Annotated in this window: 18 protein-coding genes; 9 read left to right on the forward strand and 9 right to left on the reverse strand. The window is 67.5% G+C overall.

Translation table 11 applies throughout. The features are described from left to right. Positions 1-5 precede the first annotated feature (5 nt). Both ENSA7_RS27970 and ENSA7_RS27975 read right to left on the reverse strand, forming a co-directional pair. Positions 6-638, reverse strand: coding sequence for a hypothetical protein (locus ENSA7_RS27970; protein WP_146158214.1), 633 nt, complete (start codon positions 636-638; stop codon positions 6-8). An 89-nt stretch (positions 639-727) separates the two neighbouring features. Further along, complete coding sequence (locus ENSA7_RS27975; RefSeq protein WP_106092426.1) at positions 728-1,630, reverse strand: S1/P1 nuclease; 903 nt, start codon at positions 1,628-1,630, stop codon at positions 728-730. A gap of 412 nt (positions 1,631-2,042) precedes the next feature. Between ENSA7_RS27975 and ENSA7_RS27980 the strand changes: the two genes are divergently transcribed. The 3 genes from ENSA7_RS27980 to ENSA7_RS27990 all read left to right on the forward strand — a co-directional run bounded on the left by ENSA7_RS27980 (position 2,043) and on the right by ENSA7_RS27990 (position 4,427). Then, entirely contained in the window at positions 2,043-2,969 is a 927-nt protein-coding gene (locus tag ENSA7_RS27980; RefSeq protein WP_106092427.1) for a hypothetical protein, read from the forward strand. Between the two features lie 79 nt (positions 2,970-3,048). After that, entirely contained in the window at positions 3,049-3,489 is a 441-nt protein-coding gene (locus tag ENSA7_RS45865) for a LuxR C-terminal-related transcriptional regulator (RefSeq protein WP_280524041.1), read from the forward strand. 89 nt (positions 3,490-3,578) lie between these two features. Next, entirely contained in the window at positions 3,579-4,427 is an 849-nt protein-coding gene (locus tag ENSA7_RS27990) for a helix-turn-helix domain-containing protein (protein WP_181234190.1), read from the forward strand. A 13-nt stretch (positions 4,428-4,440) separates the two neighbouring features. On the opposite strand, the gene ENSA7_RS27995 is transcribed toward ENSA7_RS27990, so the two are convergent. Then, a complete protein-coding gene (locus ENSA7_RS27995) occupies positions 4,441-5,526 on the reverse strand; it encodes a WD40 repeat domain-containing protein (RefSeq protein ID WP_106092429.1) in 1,086 nt (361 codons plus the stop codon). Between the two features lie 159 nt (positions 5,527-5,685). Between ENSA7_RS27995 and ENSA7_RS28000 the strand changes: the two genes are divergently transcribed. Beyond that, positions 5,686-7,026 (forward strand): AAA family ATPase, encoded by a 1,341-nt coding sequence (locus ENSA7_RS28000; RefSeq protein WP_181234191.1) that lies wholly within the window; start codon positions 5,686-5,688, stop codon positions 7,024-7,026. Then, positions 7,023-7,646 (forward strand): DUF4276 family protein, encoded by a 624-nt coding sequence (locus ENSA7_RS28005; protein ID WP_106092431.1) that lies wholly within the window; start codon positions 7,023-7,025, stop codon positions 7,644-7,646. The genes ENSA7_RS28000 and ENSA7_RS28005 overlap by 4 nt, the downstream gene beginning before the upstream one ends. 86 nt (positions 7,647-7,732) lie before the next feature. On the opposite strand, the gene ENSA7_RS28010 is transcribed toward ENSA7_RS28005, so the two are convergent. Continuing rightward, positions 7,733-8,782 (reverse strand): saccharopine dehydrogenase family protein, encoded by a 1,050-nt coding sequence (locus ENSA7_RS28010; RefSeq protein WP_106092432.1) that lies wholly within the window; start codon positions 8,780-8,782, stop codon positions 7,733-7,735. A gap of 28 nt (positions 8,783-8,810) precedes the next feature. Then, a complete protein-coding gene (gene acsA, locus ENSA7_RS28015; protein WP_106092433.1) occupies positions 8,811-10,577 on the reverse strand; it encodes an acetate--CoA ligase in 1,767 nt (588 codons plus the stop codon). Between the two features lie 165 nt (positions 10,578-10,742). Between acsA and ENSA7_RS28020 the strand changes: the two genes are divergently transcribed. Beyond that, a complete protein-coding gene (locus tag ENSA7_RS28020; protein ID WP_106092434.1) occupies positions 10,743-11,366 on the forward strand; it encodes an SIMPL domain-containing protein in 624 nt (207 codons plus the stop codon). A 74-nt stretch (positions 11,367-11,440) separates the two neighbouring features. Here the strand turns inward: ENSA7_RS28020 and ENSA7_RS28025 are convergent, their stop codons facing one another. Beyond that, complete coding sequence (locus tag ENSA7_RS28025; protein WP_106092435.1) at positions 11,441-11,785, reverse strand: cupin domain-containing protein; 345 nt, start codon at positions 11,783-11,785, stop codon at positions 11,441-11,443. After that, a complete protein-coding gene (locus ENSA7_RS28030; RefSeq protein ID WP_181234192.1) occupies positions 11,785-12,156 on the reverse strand; it encodes a c-type cytochrome in 372 nt (123 codons plus the stop codon). Before ENSA7_RS28030 ends, ENSA7_RS28025 begins: the two co-directional genes overlap by 1 nt. Positions 12,157-12,314: 158 nt before the next feature. Here ENSA7_RS28030 and ENSA7_RS28035 point away from each other — a divergent pair, with 158 nt between their 5' ends. Further along, a complete protein-coding gene (locus ENSA7_RS28035) occupies positions 12,315-15,302 on the forward strand; it encodes a M16 family metallopeptidase (protein ID WP_181234193.1) in 2,988 nt (995 codons plus the stop codon). A 2-nt stretch (positions 15,303-15,304) separates the two neighbouring features. Beyond that, the gene (locus tag ENSA7_RS28040; protein WP_146158217.1) at positions 15,305-16,099 is read left to right on the forward strand and encodes a GNAT family N-acetyltransferase; all 795 of its coding nucleotides are present in this window, start codon (positions 15,305-15,307) and stop codon (positions 16,097-16,099) included. Here ENSA7_RS28040 and ENSA7_RS44270 read toward each other — a convergent pair. Continuing rightward, entirely contained in the window at positions 16,080-17,276 is a 1,197-nt protein-coding gene (locus ENSA7_RS44270) for a hypothetical protein (protein WP_181234194.1), read from the reverse strand. The two genes, ENSA7_RS28040 and ENSA7_RS44270, sit on opposite strands and share 20 nt — an antisense overlap. 163 nt (positions 17,277-17,439) lie before the next feature. Here ENSA7_RS44270 and ENSA7_RS28050 point away from each other — a divergent pair, with 163 nt between their 5' ends. Next, entirely contained in the window at positions 17,440-18,912 is a 1,473-nt protein-coding gene (locus ENSA7_RS28050; protein WP_106092439.1) for an ABC transporter substrate-binding protein, read from the forward strand. Between the two features lie 240 nt (positions 18,913-19,152). On the opposite strand, the gene ENSA7_RS28055 is transcribed toward ENSA7_RS28050, so the two are convergent. Further along, on the reverse strand, positions 19,153-20,142 hold the full coding sequence (locus tag ENSA7_RS28055) for a hypothetical protein (protein WP_146158218.1): 990 nt from the start codon (positions 20,140-20,142) through the stop codon (positions 19,153-19,155). Between the last annotated feature and the right edge of the window lie 410 nt (positions 20,143-20,552).

Raw genomic sequence — 20,552 nt, forward strand, 5'->3', positions numbered from 1 at the left:
AGGGGTCAGGGATACGTGCACAGCCCGGTGTTGGGCTGCTGCGGGATCACCTTGCAGGTCGATCCGGTCGGGCAGTCCTCGGACTCCGGCGTGCAGATCAACGCACAGAAGTTTGGCACCGCGCCCATGGTTGCGATCGCGCAGGCGGGCGTGGTCCCGGGCGGACCGCTGGGGCACTCCTCGCTGTCGACGCAGGGCGCCGAGCAGAAGTCACCGTCGATCTTCTCGACGCTGAGCACCTCCGAGGGGGCCTCGCACTGCTCGGGATCGAAGGGGTCGCCGCTGCCTCCGGTGGTCGTCGAGGGATCACCCGTGGGATCGCCCGTCGGGTCGCCGGTCCCCCCGCCGAGCGAACACAGCCCGTCGTTTCCACAGGTCAGGCCTTCCGCGCACTCACCGTCGTTGCAGGGACAGTCGAAGCTGCCGAGCGGGCAGTCGGGGTCGGTGTCGGAGTCACCGTCGCCGTCACCGCTGTTGCCGCTGCTGCCCGACTCGTCACCGCCGCCATCACCGGTGGTGCCCTCCGTGTCATCCGCGACGCTCTCGGTCGAGCCGTCGTCGGGGTTGGAGTCGCACCCGATCGCGCCCACGGTCAGGGTCAGGATCACGCAGGCCACGAGACTGTAAGGCGTTCGCATCATGTTGGCTCCGAAGAAAATCCAGGCAGATCTCCAACCAACTGTTACGTGAACAAGTGCCGCGAGGTCAAACGGTTGCCGCCAGCGGCTCAAAATAGCTCCTCCAGGACCAGCGCCAGGCGGACGCCGGCCTGTTGCAAGCGCTGCTCGGCGACCGGGAGGTTGCGCTGGTACCAGTCCTCGCCAAGCGCGTCACCCGAGCGGACCGGGGTCATGCCGTCGGCGCGCAGGTAGCCGTTGGCGGCCGCGAACAGGCGCGACTCTTCGATCCAGTCGTACACCGAGCCCCGGCCCCAGCGCGCGATCATCTCGTCGGTGACGCGGGCGTCGAGCTCGGCCGCGTAGCGCTGCCAGTCCCAACCCTCGCGGGCCATCGTGATCGCGACGAAGCCCCCGTCCCAGACCGCGTGCAAGTTGGTCCGCTGCTTGGCCGGCGTGTACTCGAGCAAGCGCAGCTCGGCGATGTCGTTGCCGCCCTTGTCCTGGCTGTGGCCGGCATGCAGTGGTTGGTGCACGTCGCCCACGAAGTGCAGCAAGAACCGCAGGGCCTCGGCCCGCTGCGCCCGCGAGGCTCGCTCGCTGCGAAGGATGTCCGCGTAGTAGGTGATGCCGGTCGCCACGCAGCCAGACTTCTCCAGGCACTGCGCCAGCACCTCGCGCGGGGTCGAGCGTGCGTCGACGTTGATGTAGTGGCTCGAGTAGGCGAACGCGAAGCTCGGATCGAGCTTGGCTTGTTGATCGGCCCAGGTCGCCGCGGTCGCCATCGTCGAGTACTCGGGCATGTCCGCGAGCAGCTCGTTGATCTGGGCAAGCGCCGACTTCGACAGGTTCCGCGCCGCGATCTCGCCAACGATGCGATGACCGTCGTCATGCCACGCGAGCGCGTCGCTCGGGGCCGCACCCACGACCGCGACGCCAAGCAGGGCCGCGACACCGACCCGGCGCAACGTGGTCCAAGAGCAATTGAGTGGGCGGCGGCGGCGGCGAGCCATCCCCAAGGCTAACAGCTCCCGCCGAGATCTCGGCGAGCCCACCACGCGCGCGGTCAGGGCCTGCCCAGACCACCGACCCTGCGTGGACGCGGCGCGAACGGACACGCGCGGCCGACCCCCGGTGACGGGGCGTCACCGCTGGCCGCGACCGGTCGGTGCCCGTCCACGGTCGAGTGATCACCCGTGACATGGGTTCGACCCCCAACCAGCTCTGGGGATCGGAGCCTCGCTACCACCCGTTCACGCGGGATCGAGGCCGATGGCGGGGTCGGTTCGGTCGCGAACGCGAACGGTTCGACCGTGCTTCGAACGGGGCGTCACCGTGATCCCAGCGTGGCGCCGTCGTCCCTGACGGTCAGGTACCTCGCGCTTCATCGTGGGTTCGTTCGCTGCACAGCAGGAGCCCACCGAGATGTTCGAGCACGACCCACACGACCACCCGTCCGACGAGGCCTGGAATGAGGCGACCCGACCACCGACGGGGGTGAGCTTCATTGGCTCCTTCGAGGGGCGGGCGCTGATCACCTGTGACTTCGACGGCAAGCCCTGCTGGCTCGCTGGGGAGGTCGCGGCGATCCTGGGGATCGGCGGCGCGTCGGAGCTCGCGCGTCGGCTTGCGATCGACTGGGCCGCCGAAGCCCGCCAGGGCGTGCACTGGGTCCGGATCGGCCAGCTCGAGCTCTCGGAGCTGCGCCTGGATCTGAGCGATCGCGGCGTGGTCATGCCGTCGAGCCTGGCCGAGGCCAGCAGCACCTTGCTGTTGCTCGAGCCCGGCATCGCGCTGGTGGCCGCGCGCTGCAGCGCCGAGCAGCGACAGGCCAGCGTCAGTCGCCGCTTGCTCGCGCACCTGCGAGATCGCGTGATCCCAGACGTCGCCGCCATTCGTCGACCCAGCGGATCGCCGCTGCAGCGCGAGGCCGCGGCGATCGTTCGTGAGCGGATCGAGCTCGAGCGCCGACGCTGGGAGTACGACGCGCTCGCCGGCCTGTGCGACGCGCTCGCCGACCAGCACGAGATCGATCCCGAGGTCATCTGGGCCTACCGAGTGGTGGCCGCCGAGATCGCGCTGTGCGGTGAGCTGTGGCAGCTCAAGCCGATGATCGAGCCGGGCTGGCTGAGCCCCACGCAGATCGCTCGTCGGCACCTCGGCGTCACCGCGCAGCGGGTCGGCCAGGTCATCAGCTCGACCGGCCTGCGCGACAGCAAGGTTCACAGCAAAGCAGTCCTCAACAAGGCCGTCGGCCGAGATCGCGCCGTCGTCTCTCACCTGTATAGCCCGGCCGCGGTCGGGCTGATCGAGCGCGAGCTCAGAAGTCGAGGTTATCGCCGTGTCGAATGAAATCACCGCAACCACCACCGCAACCACTCTCTCTACCGAAGTTCGTATTTGGGTCACCGATGACGAAGACGCCAACCGCGTGAGCGCGGTGCTCGAGGCGCTTGGCTACACTGTCTTGCGCGAGCTCGAGGAAGGCGACGGACCCTCGCGCCTGCGCTGGGCCGTCAACCGGCTCTCGCGTCGCCACAAGCTGACCGCGCGCGAGCAAGAGATCCTCGAGCGGGTGCTCGCGGGCCGCAACAACGAGGACATCAGCAAGGACCTCGAGATCAGCCGCGCGACCGTGAAGTGGCACATGCACAACATCTTCGCCAAGAGCAACACCGGAAACCGCGAGAGCCTGCTGCGGCAGGCCCTGCAGCTTGGTGCGAATCGCAGCGAAGGCGTCGCCGAGAGCGACGCGCCGGTCGTGCGTCAGGCCGAGCTGAAGACCGAGCCGCACACTGGGTCCAACCTGAAGATCGTCGAGCCGCGGCAGCCGATCCCCGCCGCCGCGGTGCCCTCGAAGTCCTGGTTTTAGCTTGCAACTATCACGCGCGGGCGGCCCTTGGTCGCCCGCGCTGCCACGTGGGGTAGAGGCTGGCGCAGGCACCCACTATGCTCCGCCGCGTGTCGCCAGCCAGCGCCATCGAGCCAGAGCGGACGGCCGACGCTGCCCGCTATTTCTCGGCGCCCGGCGAGCACCGCCTCGAGGCCCGACGGTTCTGGTGCGCCTCGCCGGGCGACGATCTGTTCGTGCTGCTGGCCTGGGGTCGGCTCGAGGCCGAGGACGCCGACGAGCTGGTCGACACCCTCGAGGCGTGCGCTCGCTGTGGGCCGCAGCGTCGACTTCAGCTGGTCGTTCTCAGCGACGTCACGGGTGTCAGCCCCCGCGCCATGACCCGCGTGATGCGGTACTACGCGACCCGGCCGAGCTATCTCGACGGGATCCACAAAGAGGCCGTGATCCGGGCCGAGGGCGTCGTCGCCATGCTCGCCGAGGGCTTCCACCGGGTCGTGCCGCTGCCGTTCGACGGTCGCGTGTTCACCGATGAACGCGAGGCGCTCGCGTGGCTGCGGCCGCAGCCTGTCGAGTGGTCGGCCGAGCGGTTGGCATGGTTGGCGAGGATCCGCGAGCAGCTGCGTGACCACGCCCGAGCCGCGGCTCCCGATCTCGAGCGCCTCGCCAAGCTGCTGGGCCAAGCCGGGGCCGGACTGACCCTCTCGCAGGCCGCCCGGCAGACCGGACAGAGCCCGCGCACGCTGCAGCGCCGACTCAGCCTCGCCGGCACCAATTTCGCTCGCGAGAAGCGCCGCGCGCTCGTGATCGCCGCGAAGCAGCTGCTGCGCGAGTCGGATCGCGACATCAAGGATATCGCGTTCGAGCTGGGCTTCGCCGCGCCGCAGCGCCTCACCGAGCTGTTCACGCGTGAGACCGGCCTGCCACCCGCGGCCTGGCGTGCGGCGCAGCGATCGTGAGCGGCGGGAGAGCTCACTGCTTGACGATCGTGAACACAGCGACGCCAGCGCTGCTGCCAGCGAACAACCGATCTGCGCTCGCGTCGAACGCCAACCCAGCGGCGCTGGTCGTGTCGAGCGTCGCCTCGGCGAGGTGCTGACCGGTCGCAGCGTCGTACACGTGGAGCCCTGCGCTGTAGCCCAGCGACGCGGCCCAGCGCCGATCACCGCTGACCGCGAGCGCCTTTTGGTCTTCGAGTCCCTCGGTGATCAGGACCACGGGCGAGGCCGCGAAGTCTGACCAGAGCTTGGCCTCGGCGTAGAGCAAGGTCCCACGCAGCGGTCCGCCCGACAGCGCGCGGACGTCGATCGGGTGGCTCACAGGTCCGTCCAGGTTCGGGAGCGTCCGCGAGGCGATCGAGAACTGACCGTCGTTCTCGAGCACGTGAACTCGATCGCCGTCGAAGCCCAGGCCCGACGGGCTGACCATCGCGGCCGTCGCCGTGACCGAGCCGCTCTCGAATCCGACGGTCGCCACGGCGTCGGTCGTCGTTCGCACCAGCGTCTCTCCGTCGGCGGACACGGTCAGGTACGAGCAGCGATCCGGCAGCTCGTGAATCAGGCTGCCCGCGGCGTCGAACACCAGGCAGTGGCTGAAGGTCCCGATCGCAAACCCCTTCGCGCCCCACACCGCGGCGCTGGGCTCGAACAAGTCACCCGCGCCGATCGTGTGGACCAGCGTCGCGCTGGTGTTGGCGAGCGAGAACACGACGACACGGTTGGCGCCGAGCGCAGCGACGACCTGGTCCCCGGCGGGGCTCAACGCCAACGCAGCGACAGCGTGGTCGGGGCCCGCGTCGCTCAGTACTTGCTGGGGGATCAGCTCCGTGATCGTTGGGTCGTCGTCTGTGGTGCCGGAGTCGCCTTCGGTGGTGCCGGGGTCGCCGTCGGAGGTGCCGGAGGCGTCGCTGGTGGTGGGGTCAGTGGCTGTGGAGCCAGCGGTCGGGCCTGCGTCGGCGTCGGCGTCGGCGTCGATCACCAGGCAGGCGGAGCCGCTCGCCAGCGGGCCGGCACCGAGGAGGGCAAAGAGCGTGAGTCGCTGCGCGTGTGCGAGGGTCATCGCGCCGGACCATGCGGGCGAGGCTGTCGGTTGGCCATGGCTTGGCGCGAACGCGGATCCGATTGGCGCGCATCCGTCATCACCAGGGCGGAGCTCGCGGTGGTGCTACCCATGGAGGGCATAGAGGCGTCGCCGAACGGCTGCTATGCTCGCGGCGACATGCTCACCCGCCTCGAAGTCGACGGCTTCAAGTCCCTGCGCGACTTTTCCGTCGATCTAGAGCCGTTCACCGTGTTTCTCGGGCCCAACGGTGCTGGGAAGTCAAACATCCTCGAGGCGCTGTCGCTGCTGTCGCGCCTGGCGACGATGCCGATCGTCGACGCGTTCAAGGGCGGCCGCGGTCTCCCGGGGGATCAGTTCTCGCGCTACGTCGATGAGCGGAGCCACCAAATTCGCTTCGCCGCGGAGTTCTTGTTGTTCGGGAGCTACGCCAAGTCCACAGGCTTCGCACCGCACCCGCGGGGACGATTTCGCTACGAGCTCGTCATCGCGCGGGAGACCCGGGCGTCGGGCACCGAGCACTTGAGCGCGAGCCACGAGCTGCTCCGGACGATGACGAGCGCCGAGGACACCTGGGTCGTGGCACACCCCGAGTTCGCCGAGCTGGTGAAGCCGAGCGATGAGGCCGAGAATCAGTTCACCGTCGATCGCTCCCAGGTGACGCTGATCCCCCAGATATGGCCAGAGAAGCTGCGCCCAGACCCCCGCCGCACGCTGCTCGGCCGCGACGAGCTGCAGTCGAATCAGTCCGCGAGCGTTCACCTGGTCGCCGACAACCTCGCGGCGTGTCAGTGGCTCCGTCTCGACCTCGCTCACCTCGCTAGCACCAGCGATCGAGTCGACACCGACGGCCTGCGTCCCGATGGCTCCAACCTCCCCACGGTGCTCGCCGATCTCCCCCCGCCCCTGCTCGGGGAGATCCGCGCCAGCCTCGTCGCGCTCGTACCCGGGCTCTCCTCGGTGTCCGTGGTTCCTGCTCAGGAGGCGCTGAGCCTCGAGTTCGAGCTTTCTGGGGGGGAGCGGGTCCCGGGGCGCCTGGCCTCGGACGGGACCTTGCGCCTGCTCGCGCTGCTGACCGCCCTGCGGCTCGAGCAACGCCCCGCCCTCATTGGGATCGAGGAGCCCGAGAACGGCATCTTCCCCGGCCGGCTCAGCGTGCTCGTGGAGCTCCTGCGCCAGGAGGCCGGACGCAAGCTGCACGAGGAGCCCGGATTCGCCGACGCGCGCCTCGCAGGCAGCGGCGGTGCCGAGTTCGGTAATTTGATGAGCGACTTTCTCCCGCCGCAGATCTTGCTCACGACCCACTCGCCGCTGTTGCTCGCAATGTTGCGCGAGCACCCGGAGCACCTGCGCTTCGTCGACACCGTGCACCGCGACAGGCGTCGGGTCACTCGCGTCCGCAAGGTAGGCTCGGTCAGCGCCGATCGTCGGCACCTCGTGGTCTCGCCCCGAGAGATCGACGAGCTCATGAACACCGTCAAGAGCGGAGGTCCCCCATGATCTACCTGCGAGCGGGGCTCTACGCCGAGGGACCTACCGACTACTATTTCCTGTGCCCGCTGCTCAACCGAATGCTTCGAGAGATCGCGGCGCAGCTGTTCCCGGGCGCAAACGAGATTGAAGACACCCGGGGGATCGACAGCTCCGGCGGCGAGAAGACCCGAGCCGATCGCATCGCCGCAGCCGTACGGGACAACGAAGATCTCATCGATATCCTGATCATCCACGCTGATGGCGCAGGAAATCCCGCCGCCGTGATCCGAGAGCAAGTCGCGCCCGGTATTGAGGCCGCCCGAACTGCCATCCCCAACAAGCCCATCCCCGCGATCCCCTGTGTCCCGGTCCGGGAGATCGAGGCGTGGTTGCTCGCAGACGAGAGCGTCTTCCGCGAGCAGCTCGGCGTCGAGGTTGCTCTACCGGCGGCTCCCGAGCGCGAGCTCGACCCCAAGAGGATCCTGCGTGAGCGACTGCCGTCCCCGCGTGGGAGCGCACCCGGCATTCCCTACACGCTGTTTGGTGAGCAGGTGAGCCTCGCGGCGCTCCGACGTCTCGCCGCGTTCACCGAATTCGAGGCGGCCCTGACCCAGCTCGTCCGCAGCTTTGGTCCTGGCAGGAGCTGAGCCATTTCCGAGCCCGGCAAACCACATTTCGTGTCGGCTGGCCCCGCGTAGCGCAGATCGAGCGGAGGTCCCCCGCTCGCAAACCTTCACATCCAGTGCAGCACCGCCGTCTCGTCACCGCAGCGCTCGAGCCCGGCGGTAATCTCCGCGAGCTCAAAGTAATTCGCCACCCCAAACACCCCCGCCCGGTGGTCTGGCTTGGCGAGCCAGGCCTCCACGGCCGCCCCGACCCCCAGCGCGGTCGCCTGCTGTCCGTCTTCGAAGCTCAGCCAGCACCCGCGCTCGCTGCTGGTGTTGCGGTCCGCGATCGCCACCAGCTCCACGCGTGACTCGACCGTGCGCAGCAGCCAGGCGCGCAAGATCACCAGCTGCCACGTCAACACCCACGCCAACGGTCGCTTGGCGACGCGCAGCAGCCACGCGACCCAGGCCAGCGCGGCGAAGTTGAACAGCAGCCAGCTGGGCGTCAACGCGAAGTGAGCGATGACCGTGGGCACGCCGGTCGCGTGGCGGATCAGCGCGGTGTCGGGCAGGGCGAAGTTGATCGATCGGGCCGAACCGTCGGCGAAGGGCAGCGCCGTGCCCGGGCCCAGCGCGGTCCTGGACTGCAGGCGCTGGCCTCGGTCCCACCGAAACGCAGGCGTGAACAGGCTCTCGGCCATCAGCGCGCAGTTGGCCGGACCCGCGCCCGACAGCGGCGAGATCCGGATACCGAGCTCGATGCTGTCACACTCGGGCGCACGCTCGGCGACGGCCCGCGCGAGCACGGTGCTGATCCCCGGGAACACGCCGACGCCCAGGATCACGGTGCCCTTGGCCGCGGCGTTGGCCTCTGGACGATCGAGCGCGAGCAGCCGCTCGATCGTGGTTGGGTCGGCGCCCATCTCCAGCCAGGTCCCGCCGTGGGCGAGGATATGGGCGATCGCGGCGTCGGGCGGCGCGTTCACGCTGTCGCTGCAGTTGATGATCAGCTCGAAGCCCGCGAGGGCGCCGAAGGTCTCGGGGCGCGAGAGATCGAGCACGACGTCGCCCGAGCCAGACCGCGAGCCGATCGAGACCTCGTGCGCGCGGGCGAGCTGCGCCACGACCCGGGCTCCGTAGTACCCCGTGCCCCCGATGACCAGGATCCGGCTCATGCCAGATTCTACCTGGGTTTATCGGGCGTCACTCATCGGACCCAGTCGCCAGCGTCGATGTGTCTCCCTCGGGCAGGCCCAGCTCACGCGCCAACAGCAGCCTCCGCATGGTCTTGCCGCTTCGAGTCCGGGGCGGCCCGTCGCAGAACTCGAGCTCGCGCGGGGCCGCGACCAGGCCGAGGCGCGCGCGGCCAAAGCCGAGGAGCTCGCGGCGCAGCGCCTCCCGGGCCGCGAAGCCGGGCGCGAGGGTGACGAAGGCCTTGATACACGCACCGTCGACCGGATCCGGCTTGCCGATCACCGCCACCTCGGCGACGGCCGGGTGTTGGAGCAACGCGCTCTCGACCGCGAATGTGCCGATCAGGTGGCCAGCGGACTGGATCATGTCATCGGCCCGCCCGACGAACCAGATGTAGCCGGCAGCGTCGCGCGAGGCCAGATCACCGCTGAGGTACCAGCCGTCGACAAAGCAGCTTTCGTGGCGCTCCTCCTGATCGAGGTACGCACGAAACATCGAAGGCCAAGGCGCGCGCACGGCCAGCTCACCGACGGCGCCGGGCTCATCGATCAGCCGGACCCCGCCAGCGACCCGGGTGACGATACCGACCGTGACGCCGGGCAGCGGCTTGCCCATTGACCCCAGCACGACCGGCATCGAGGCATAGTTCGCAATCATGATGCTGCCGGTCTCGGCCTGCCACCAGTTGTCGTGGATCGGCTGACCGAGCGCCTTGATGCTCCAGCGGACCGCCTCGGGGTCGAGCGGCTCGCCGACGCTGGCGATGAAGCGCAGCTTCGACAGATCATACTCGCGGCTGAGCCCAACACCTGCGCGCATCAGCGACCGGATCGCCGCGGGTGCGGTGTACGAGACCGTGACCTGCTGTTGCTCGACGATCTGGCACCAGCGCCGCGCGTCGACGTTCGCCTCGTCGACGATCATGGTCACACCATGACAAAGCGGCGCGATGATGCTGTACGAGATCCCGGTCACCCAGCCGGGATCGGCCGTACACCAGTAGACGTCGCCGGGCCGCAGATCCAGCGCCAGGCGTGCGCTGCTGTGGTGGCCGACCACCGCCTCGTGCACGTGCAGGACCCCCTTCGGCTGACCGGTGGTCCCGCTGGTGAAGTGCAGCAACGCGGGGTCCTCGGGGTTCGTCGGCGGAATCTCGTAGACATGGCTCATGTCTCGCAGCGCCGCCGCGAGCGAGCGCGTGCCCTTGGGCGGCGCGAGATCGAGATCCATGTCGAGCAAGAGCACGTGCTCGAGCTCGGGCAGACGGTCGCGCAGCGCAGCGAGCTTGCTCGCGTACAGGCGCTCGGTCGTGACGATGACCTTGGTCTTGCTCGAGCCGAGTCGCGCCACGATCGGCTCGGGCTCCAGCCCGGGAGACAGCGGGCAGAACACCGATCGATGGGCGAGGGCGCCGAGCGCCGCGACATACAGGTGCGGCAGCCGACCGGCGAACGAGCACACCGTAGCACCCGCGCGGACGCCCAGCGCATCGAGCAGGTTCGCGAATTGGGCGACCTTGCGCGCGAGCTCGGCGTAGCTGTATTCCACGATCGCGCCGCGCTTTCCCAGCCAGCGCAGCGCGACAGTGTCAGCGAGCGGGCTTCTGGCGTGGCGCATGACGGCTGCATGGGCGATGTTGAGGCCGCCGCCCGGCAGCCCGGCGAGCTCGGCGCGGGCGTCCGCCCAGTCAAAGCCGGTTCTCGTGGCTTCATAGTCGGGCATATTGACCGGAGTGGAGTCGAGCTTTTGAATGAGCGAGCTGATGATGTGCGCCATGCGTGGGAATTTCGTGATCGAGGTATGCGCAGGCTAGGTGAGAGAGCGGGGTCAGGGCAGCGAAAACTCCACGGTCTCGCGAAGATCCGGTCGCAAACGCTGCGGGCTGCACCAACCAGCCACTATGCAAATTCGTGACAGGATACGCAGTCGACGGAGAGTGTTATGAAAGAAAAGTATGGAACCCTGCAAGTAACTGGAACTGGTGACATCAAGGTGGCTCCCGACGAGGCCGTCGTCAAGCTACGCGTGCTCACCGAGGGCAAGACCGCGTCCGAGGCGGTCGCCATGGCCGCCAAGCAGACCGACGCCGTGCTCAAGGCGGTGTCGGCCCAGCCCAACCACGGCGTGACGACCACGGGCCTCGGCGTCAGCCCGGTCATCACCTACGATCCAAAGACCAATGTCCCTTCGATCGTCGGCTTTCGGGCCAGCAACGGGGTGCAGATCAGGACCAAGGTCAGCTACGCCGGGCAGGTGTTCGACGCGGGTGTCAAGGCTGGCGCCAACCAGAGCAGCGGCATTGATTTCCGTCTGCAGGACGAGACCCCATTTCGAGAAGATGCCCTGCGCATGGCCGTGAAGGCGGCTTGCAAGGAGGCGCGACTGGTGGCCAAGTCCGCCGACGTCGAGATCGAGGGGCCCGAGATGATCGAGATCGATCCTCGTCCGACGCAGCTGTTCTACCGGGCACAAGCGCTCGAGGCCAAGTCAGTGGCGACCCCGGTGATCCCCGAGGACCTCACGGTCTCCGCCTCGGTGCAGATCAAGTTCCGCACCAAGGGCTGAGTCCTCGCGCCAACGAGCGTTCCAGTACACCAAGGCGCCCGCAAGCGGGCCAGAAGCCTGGCCCGAGACAGCCACTAAGCCTCGCGGGCTTTGATGATCAGGTACTGCAACCGGGCGGTGTCCGAATGGTTGATGATCTCCAGGGTCTCACCCAGCGGCAGGTACACCACATCGCCCGGTCGCAGCCCAAATTGCTGCTTACCCACGACCGCCTCGCCGAGCCCCTCGATCCCCACGACGATCTCCGGGAACTCCTCCTGTAGATGTCGCCCGACTCGCCCGCCGGGCTCGAGCTCGCACGCGAGCACGGCGGTGAAGGGCGGAGCGCTGCGGCGCAGCAAGTTCCAGACCTTGACCGTGCCGACCCCACCAAACAGGTTCTGGCGTGGGTCGGGGGCGCCCTTGCTGTCGATCTCCATTACTGGGCGAGCTTTCGGACCTTCTTGACGAGCTCGTCTTGCACGGCGGGCTTGTCCTTGAGATCGGGGTTGGGGGCCATGGCCTCGTTGAGACCGACCGACGCGCCGCCTTCGACGATGACCTTCTTGATCCGCTCGTTGTCGGTGGTGGCCTGCCAGGTCGGATCCTTGAACGACCGAGGCTTGACCGCGAGCGCGGCCGCGCCCGGACCGTTGCCGCCGCCGTCCGGGCCGTGACAGGTGACGCAGCGCTCCTGCCAGACCTTCTCCGCTTCGGCCGCGGCCTCAGCGTTGGCGTCGCCCTTGCCGTTGCAGGCGGTGGCGAGGCCGACGAAGACGAAACTCAGTGCGAGGGTGCGGGACCGGGACATGGGCCGGAGTGTAGATAAATTGGAAAGCGCCAACAGGGGGCAGCGACGCAAGCTTTGCAGAAGTTTCTCGTGAAGCCCGCGTGGTGATCGCGGCTGCATGGTCCAAGACGGGCGGAAAATCGAGTCGTGCAGCGCGCGGGCATGTTATGTCACTGCGCATGAACCGCGCCATCCTCTCGCGCCACCTCCTTCGCACGGTCGCGCTCTCGGGTCTCCTGCTCGCTTGCCGCACGCCGGACACGACGTCGCCGATCGACGACACGGCCACGCCGCCAGTCGAGGAGCTGACGGCCGCGCAGATCTTGGCGGCGTCGGAGCTGCCGCCGTTGGTCGAGACGCCGCTCGCGGACGACGAGATGGCCGTGACCGTGCACCGCCTGTCCAACGGCATGACCGTGTACATCAGCACGGATCGCCAAAAGCCGCGGTTCTCGGCGTGGATCGCCGTGCGCACGGGCAGCCGCAACGATCCCGCCAGCTCGACCGGCTTGGCCCACTACCTCGAGCACATGTTGTTCAAGGGCACCGACGACTACGGAACCTTGGACCTCGAGGCCGAGCAGGTTCACCTCGACGCGATCGAGCAGCTCTACACCGAGCTGCGCGGCGCCGACGAAGCTCGCCGCGCGGAGATCTTCACCGAGATCGATCAGCACACCCAGGCGACGGCCGCGTACGCGATCCCCAACGAGCTCGATCGCATGTACGCGGCGCTGGGGATCGAGGGCGTCAACGCGTTCACCAGCAACGAAGTCACGGCCTACATCGGTGACGTGCCCTCGAACCGGCTCGACGCGTGGGCCAAGATCGAGGGCGAGCGCTTCTCGGATCCGGTGTTCCGGCTGTTCTATCCCGAGCTCGAGGCGGTCTACGAAGAGAAGAACCTGTCGATCGATCGGCCCGAGAGTCGGATCTGGGACACGCTGCTGCTGACGCTGTTTCCCCAGCATCCCTACGGCACCCAGCCCACGATCGGCGTGGTCGAGCACCTCAAGAACCCCGCCTACTCCGACATGGTCCAGTACTTCGAAGACTGGTATGCGCCCAACAACATGGCGGTGATCCTGGCCGGGGACATCGACGCTGCGACCGCGCTGCCCGTGCTCGAGGCGAGCCTGGGCCAGATCCCGCCGCGCAGCATCGGCACCAAGGCGCCCGCTGACTTGCCGCCACTCGCGACCCGCGTCGCCCACGACGTCATCGCCGAGGGCGAGCAGAGCGTGACCATGGCGTGGCGCACCGTCGAGGTCACCCACGCCGACGAGCCCGCGCTGGTCGTGGCGGACTGGCTGATGGACAACTCCAGCAGCGGCCTGCTCAACCTCGAGCTCGAGCTCACGCAGAAGGTCCAAGATGCCGGCTCGTGGGCCAGCCACCTCAATGAGGCCGGCTACTTTGGCGTGCGCGCGACCTTGCAGCAGGGCCAGACCCACGCCGAGGTCGAGCAGCTGTTGACCGGGGTGATCGCCAAGCTTCAGGCGGGCGAGTTTGCCCAGGCCGACATTGACGCGATCAAGCTGCACGAGGACATGCACGACAAGCGGACGCTCGAGAGCAACCGGGGGCGGGTCGGGCGAATGATGGAGTCCTACATCGAGCGGCGTTCGTGGGCAGATGTGATCGCGCGTAATCAGCGGCTGCGCGCCGTCACGCGCGAGGACGTGATTCGCGTCGCGAACCAGTATCTGGGCGCCGAGTATGTGGTCATCAACCGCAAGTCGGGCAAGCAGGATCTGCCCAACATTCAAAAGCCCAGCATCACGCCGATCGACATCGACGCCACCCGCGAGAGCCAGTTCTCCGCCGACATCAAGGCGATGCCCGCGAGCCAGCTGGAGCCCGAGTGGCTGGTCGAGGGCGAGCATTACGAGCACCTCACGCTGCCGGCCGGCCCGCTGGTCGCCGCTCGCAACTCCCGCAATGATCTGTTCTCGGTGAAGTATCGGTTTGACCGTGGTCACCGCAAAGCTCAGATGCTGTGTGTGGCGCTCGATCTGCTCGAGCGCTCGGGTGCGGGCAATACCTCGGCCGAGGAGCTGCAAAAGCAGCTGTTCGCGCTGGGCACCAGCGTGAGCTTTGGCTGCGGCTCCGAGTACACCAATGTCGACATTGACGGGATCGACAAGAACCTCGAGCAGAGCGTGAAGCTGGTCGAGTCCTGGATCCGGGATCCCAAGTTCGACGACGAGACCCTCGCGGGTCTGCGGACCAACCTGATCAGCGAGCGCAAGGACGAGCTCGACGACTCCGACTCGCTCGCCCAGATGTTGTCGGCGTATGCCAGCTACGGCGATCGCAGCGCCTACCTGCGCCAGCCCAGCAACGCCGCGATCAACAAGGTCACGGCCAAGCAGCTGCGCAAGCAGCTGACCAGCTTCCCTGACTTCACCCACACCACGCTCTACTATGGCCCGCGCACGCCAGCCGAGGCCGCCAAGGTCGTGGGCATGGGGCGCAAGCACAAGCCCGCGGGCGCCCGCGAAAAGCGGCAGTTCCGGCCTGGGGGCGAGGGCACGACGATCTACTTCTTGCACAAGGACGTGGCCAAGTCCGCGGTCTCGGTGGCGATCCCCCAGGGTGTGCTGCCGCGCGATCAGGTCCCGGTCTCGGAGTATTTCGGCCGCTATCTGGGCGGCGGCATGAGCTCGCTGATCTTTCAGGAGATCCGCGAGGCTCGGGGCCTGGCCTACTACGCGTACGCCTACGTCGCGCGGGGGAGCATCCCGGCTGACGAGTGCGCGCTGGTGGGTGGCATGGGGACCCAGGCTGACAAGACCGTCGACGCGCTCACGACTTACCTCGAGCTGCTGCGCGAGCGGCCGATCGACGGGAATCGGCTGGGGCAGACCCTCGAGTCGCTCGAGGCCGACTATCGCTCGAGCCGCATTGATCCGCGCTGGATTGTGCTGTGGGTCGACAGCTGGGACCGCGAGGGTGAGAAGCAGGATCCGCGGCCGTGGGAGTGGGAGCAGATCCAGGCGCTGGGGGTCGAGCAGGTTCAGACCTTTGCGAGTGGGGTCGCGGATCGGCCGGCGATCATCAGTATCGTGGGTGATCGGAGTCGGGTCGACCTCGCCGCGCTCGCCAAGCTCGGCACCGTGGTCGAGGTCGAGCCCGGGCAGCTGACCAGCTACGGGGCGTTTTGATCATGGCCGACCTCGGAGCTGTCGAGCTGGAGCGGGTGTTGGTCGACGCGCTCGCGCCGACGCCCGACGCCGTGTTGGTCGATGAGCCCGACTGGGTTCAGCTCACCACGCCCTCGTCGCCGCACCCGAACCGCAATGGTGTGTTCTTGGCTCGGCTGGGCCCGGAGCTGGCGGACGCGCGCATCGCCGAGATCAGGAGCTCGCACGTGGCGCGCGGGGCTGGAATGCGGTGGATCGTCGGCCCCAGCAGCACGCCTGACGATCTATCGGAGAGGCTCGAGCGCGCTGGAGTCCCGCGCCTGGCGAGCGCGCTGGGCATGCACATGCGTGTACCCGAACAGCCACCTGCGCTGGTTGAGGGTGTGGAGCTGCGCCAGGTCGGAGTGGGGGACATCGCCAGCTTCGGCGAGGTCAACGCGCGGGCGTGGGAGCGGGGCGCGGCGTTTCGCCGCGAGTGCGAAGACTTCATGACACAGGCGCTCAGGCGCGAGGCCAACACACTGCGATCATGGTTGGTCTATCGGCACGACGAGCTGGTCGGCACCGCAATCTTGCGCCTGCTGCCGGGACTTGGCTACCTACAGGGCGCCGCGGTCGTGCGTCAGCACCGGCGACAGGGCATGTATCAGGCGCTGCTCGATCATCGACTTGGCGTGCTGCGAGCGCAGGGCATCGAGCATGTCGTGGTGTGGGCCGATGAGGCGACCTCGGCGGGCGTGTGTCGACGCGCCGGGTTTGTGCCCAAGTGTCGCGCCGTGTTCCACGAGCTGCCGGCGGCTACTGGGGATTTGGCGTGAACCCGCGGATCGCGATGAGCCGGTTGCCGCCGCCGAAGGTCGTGAACAAGAAGTCGCCGCTGTAGGGGTCGAGGAACGCCCCCTCGGCGCCGGTCAGCCCGGTCACGAAGTCGCGGCGGCTGGCGTTGACCGGGTCGCCGTTGTCGTCGGTGTCGTAGGCCGCGAGCTTGCCGGCCGAGTACTCGGACACCAGCAGGCCTTCGACCGGGAACCCTGGGTTGGCGTCGGCGATGTGGACGAAGCCCTCCGGCCCGCCGACGATCGTGGTCTCGAGCGTGGCCGAGAGGATGTCGAAGGTCCCGTTGTTGTCGGGCGAGATCGCAACCGAGTACCACTGCCCGCCCGACCACGAGACCATCTTGAGCTGGCCCTCACCCGCGAAGCCGGGGGGCACGAAGTTGAGGCCGCCGGGCGATGACACGATGTTGAATTGCGCGAGGCTGATGATCTTGTCGGTCGCGAAGTTGCCGAGCTGTTGCTGGCCAAGCTCGTTGTTGGGCCAGCGGGCCAGGAACAGCACGTCGTTGGGGCCGTAGGTCACGCCGCCGTCGTTGTAGGCCGCCTCGGCGAACTCGACGATCGGGACGCCGGCCCAGCCGGTCACGTGGCAGTCGAGGTCGCGCGTGATGTCGACGGCGTAGAGCTTGCCGTTCGCCGTGTTGGCTGCGCCGCCGATCAGCAGCTTGTAGGGATCGTCGATCTTGACGGTGAGGCCGCCCCAGTTGCTTGGGACGTTGGGGAGGTTGCCGAGGTCGTAGCACTCGTAGTGGGGTTCGAACTCGTCGGCGAACATGATGCCAACGTCGTCGCACTCGACCGGCGGGTTTGGGGGGAGCTGTTCGATGCACTGGAAGTCGCCGTCGCCGTCGCCATCGCCATCGCCATCGCCATCGCCGTCGCCGTCGCCATCGCCATCGCCGTCGCCGTCGCCGTCGCCGTCGCCGTCGCCATCGCCGGGGTCACCATCGCCGTCGCCGGGGTCACCATCGCCGTCGCCGGGATCACCATCGCCGTCGCCGGAGTCGCCATCGCCGTCACCGGAGTCGCCGTCGCCGTCGCCCGTCGTGCTGGTCTCGCCTGCACCCTCGGCCTCGGTGGCGCCGGTATTGGTGCACGCGGGCGCGACCCACAGCAGCGAGGAGGACCACAGCATCAGCAACCCAGCGCGACGTGTCATCGGGCCACTATAGCCGTCGCCGCGGCCGGACCGCAGATATTCTCGATCGATCTCATGTTTGGGGGCGAACCGCGCGAGGCGGCTCGCCTGGCTTCCCGGCCTCCCACGCCGGCCTGAGGACCGGCTTTGCCCGATCGGCCACGGTCTGAAACAATCGCTGGGCGTGACCCGCAAGACGAAGACCCATGAGCCCGATTCCAGCACCTTGCGTGTGGGGCTGCTCGGTGGCTGGGGCGGTCTCGATCCTTGGGAGGCGCAGGACCTGTCGGGTGTGATCGTTCGCAACCAGTGCTTCGAGACGCTCTACACTCGGACCGGCGGCGCGATCGTGCCGGACACCCGCTACCTGGCACACGAGCTGCGGCTCGAGACGATCGCGCTGACGGGGATGCCGCGCTACTCGGTTCGGCTGGTCGACGATCTGCTGTTCAGTGACGGGACGGCGGTCCAGCCAGAGGACGTCGCGGCCTCGCTGCAGCAGGTGGCGCCGCTGCGCGCGGTGTCCAAGGTCAACGCGGCCGGTGGGCGCCGGGTCCAGTTCAACTGCCTCGAGCGTGATGTCGTGTTGGAACCCCACCTCGCGCAGATCTGGAGCGTGATCGGGAAGCGCGGGGCCAAGCACTGGATCGGGACGGGGCCGTACGCGATCGTGGATGAGAAGATCGCGGCGGCGGGTAAGGTGCTGACGCTGGAGCGCAATCCGCATTGGGTCGCGGGTCGGCGCGCAAAGCCGGCGATCGAGCGAATCGAGTTTTGGGCGTATCCGCTGGATGAGGACAATAAGCCGAGCAAGCTGCGGGAGGCGCTCGAGAGCGGTGAGATCGACTTTACGATGATGCTGCCGCGGGAGGTGGCGAAGGGGTTGCAGGGGGTTCGGAAGGTCTATCAGCCGGGGCAGAGCACCGCGTTCTTGGCGTTTGGGTGTCGGCGGCCGTGGTTGAAGAACGCTGCGGTTCGGCGGGCGCTGTCGGCTGCGATCGATCCGTGGGCGATCGCGCGGACGAGCCATGATAATCCGGCGGCCTTTGCCGCGCGCGGGTTGCTGCCGCCTGCGCTCGCGCTGAATCGGCGTAGCTTGCCGAGCTATGGGGAGGAGATCGCTGCGAAGGCGCTGGCGGAGATCGGGGACAAGCCGACCTCGCTGCGGATGTTGGTGGTCTGGGGGCCGCGTCCTTATCTGCCGGATCCGCTGGGGGTGGCTGATGTGATCGCGGAGCAATTTGGGGTGCTGGGGATTGGGGTGATCATTGAGCAGGCGGAGAGTCCGGAGGCGTTTTTTGAGGCGGTTCGTCGGGGGGGGCATGATCTGATCCTGTCGGGGTATATTGCGGAGACGCCTGATCCGGTGGATTTTTTGGCGGCGCTGCTGTCGTCGAAGCGGATTCCGAAGGCGGGGACGCCGATGGCTAGTACTACGAATCTGGGGGGGTATGCGGATCCGGAGATGGACCGGCGGCTGGCGGTGGCGCAGCGGGAGCTGGGGGAGTTGGGGGCGGTGGTGGAGTTGTTTGAGGAGGAGTGGCCGTTGGTTCCGTTGATGTATGGGGCTAGTGTGGCGGTGCATAGCTGGCGGGTGCGGGACTTTGAGATGGATCCTCGGGGGATTCCTAGCTTTGCGGAGCTGCGGTTGGATTGATCTCGGGGCCCCGGACTGATCTCGGAGCCCCGGACTGGGAGTCTCTGGTCGCGCAGCAACCCGATGAGGTCGGAGTTGGGCTTCCGACGACACTCGAGTCACAAGTTCACGCTCACTTTCGCCCAACGAGGGCCGATAAACGAGATTAATTACCCCGCGACCATGCCCTTTTACTAGCCAAACCAATACACAACGACGGAATGGCTTGCGCGACTCCGTCTCACCCCATATGCACAGCCGCTACGGCGCCTGCGGGGCCACATCGACCCCTGCGAAACGTCGCATCCAGTAGGTGCCGGCCGGAAACAGCGCCGGCTTACCCGCAAGCAGCAACGCCCGCGCTGCCGCATACTTTTTCTCCCACTCCCGGTCACGTGGCAGCTGGGCCAGCACCAACTCCCGAATCGAGGCCGCATGCTTTGGCGCGACCGTAAACCGCTTCTTGAAGGTCTTTGGCGCCTTGTTCCAAGACTGCCGAGCGAGCTTAGTTAGCCCCATGAACCGTCGATTTTGCGCGGCCATGCTTCGTTGAATCTCGAGCTCGCGCTGACGCACCTCCGCCATCAATTTGTCGTATAGCGCATCGTCGTCGAGTTCGGGATGGACCGGCGGCCGAACCAGCGTGAGCGAGAGCTCCTCGGGCATGTCGCCCTCTTCATCAAACAGGCAGTCCGGGCGTTTGAAAGTGCGGGTCTCTCCGAAGCGCCAGCCGATCGTGGTGAACCCAGGCCACAGGCGCGCCCACTTGACCAGTCCATCTTTGACCGGATTGGTGAGCGTGTAGACGAGGTCCACGAGCGAATGGTCATCGGCTGGTCGTTGGGTGTCGCAGGGGCGAGCGCCGCTCCAAACACTGTCGTCTCGAACGAGCTGGGCATTGCGGCCACGCGCGATGAGACTGTGCAGGAGCTGCTTGAAGGCTCCGAAGTTGGCGTCGGGATCGGTGATGTCCGTGTGATGGTGGTTGGACATCCAGAGGCTGGCATGGATCTGGACTCCGTAGAGTGCCGCCGCGCGGGCAAGGCAGTAGCCAATCAAGTTGTTGAGCTCGGTGGGATTCGCTTCTGGGGCAAACATCATCAGCTGGCCCGCGCAGCGCCGGTTGACCTTGTACCGGCTGCCGGGATAGATCGGGCGCGCACGGACCCGTGGATAGTCACGGGCTTGCCCCCGGGCTCGGTTCTTGGCGCGACGGGCGGCACTGGCTTGTTTTTGCTCGGATGTGGCCACGAGATGGGTATCGGCCCGCGCGGGCTTGTGTTGCAGAGTTTCTGCATGTCGCGGACTACCTATCCAACCAGTGAGCTGGAGTCGGGGCGCGTGCTCCTGTCAGCGGAGGATCAGAGGGCTGGTGTGTCGCGGGCATCGCGCCTCCTCACGGTGTTCTGAGATCAAGAGGAAGACTCCGAGTCCGGAAGCCGACGTCAAAAGGAAGACTTCGAGTCCGGAAGCCGACGAGACTACTGGACGAGCGAGCAGGGTGATCTGAGGATCAAAAGGAAGACTCCGAGTCCGGAAGCCGACTCCGGAAGCCGGTCGACGAGACTCCGAGTCCGGAAGCCGGTCAGAAGCCGCACCACCCCCCACGGGCGCGCGCACGCTGCGGATCCCGCAGCCCCCCTCACCCCAAACCTCAACCG

It is taken from the genome of Enhygromyxa salina (assembly GCF_002994635.1).
GTDB classification, from domain to species: Bacteria; Myxococcota_A; Polyangia; order Nannocystales; family Nannocystaceae; genus Plesiocystis; species Plesiocystis salina_B.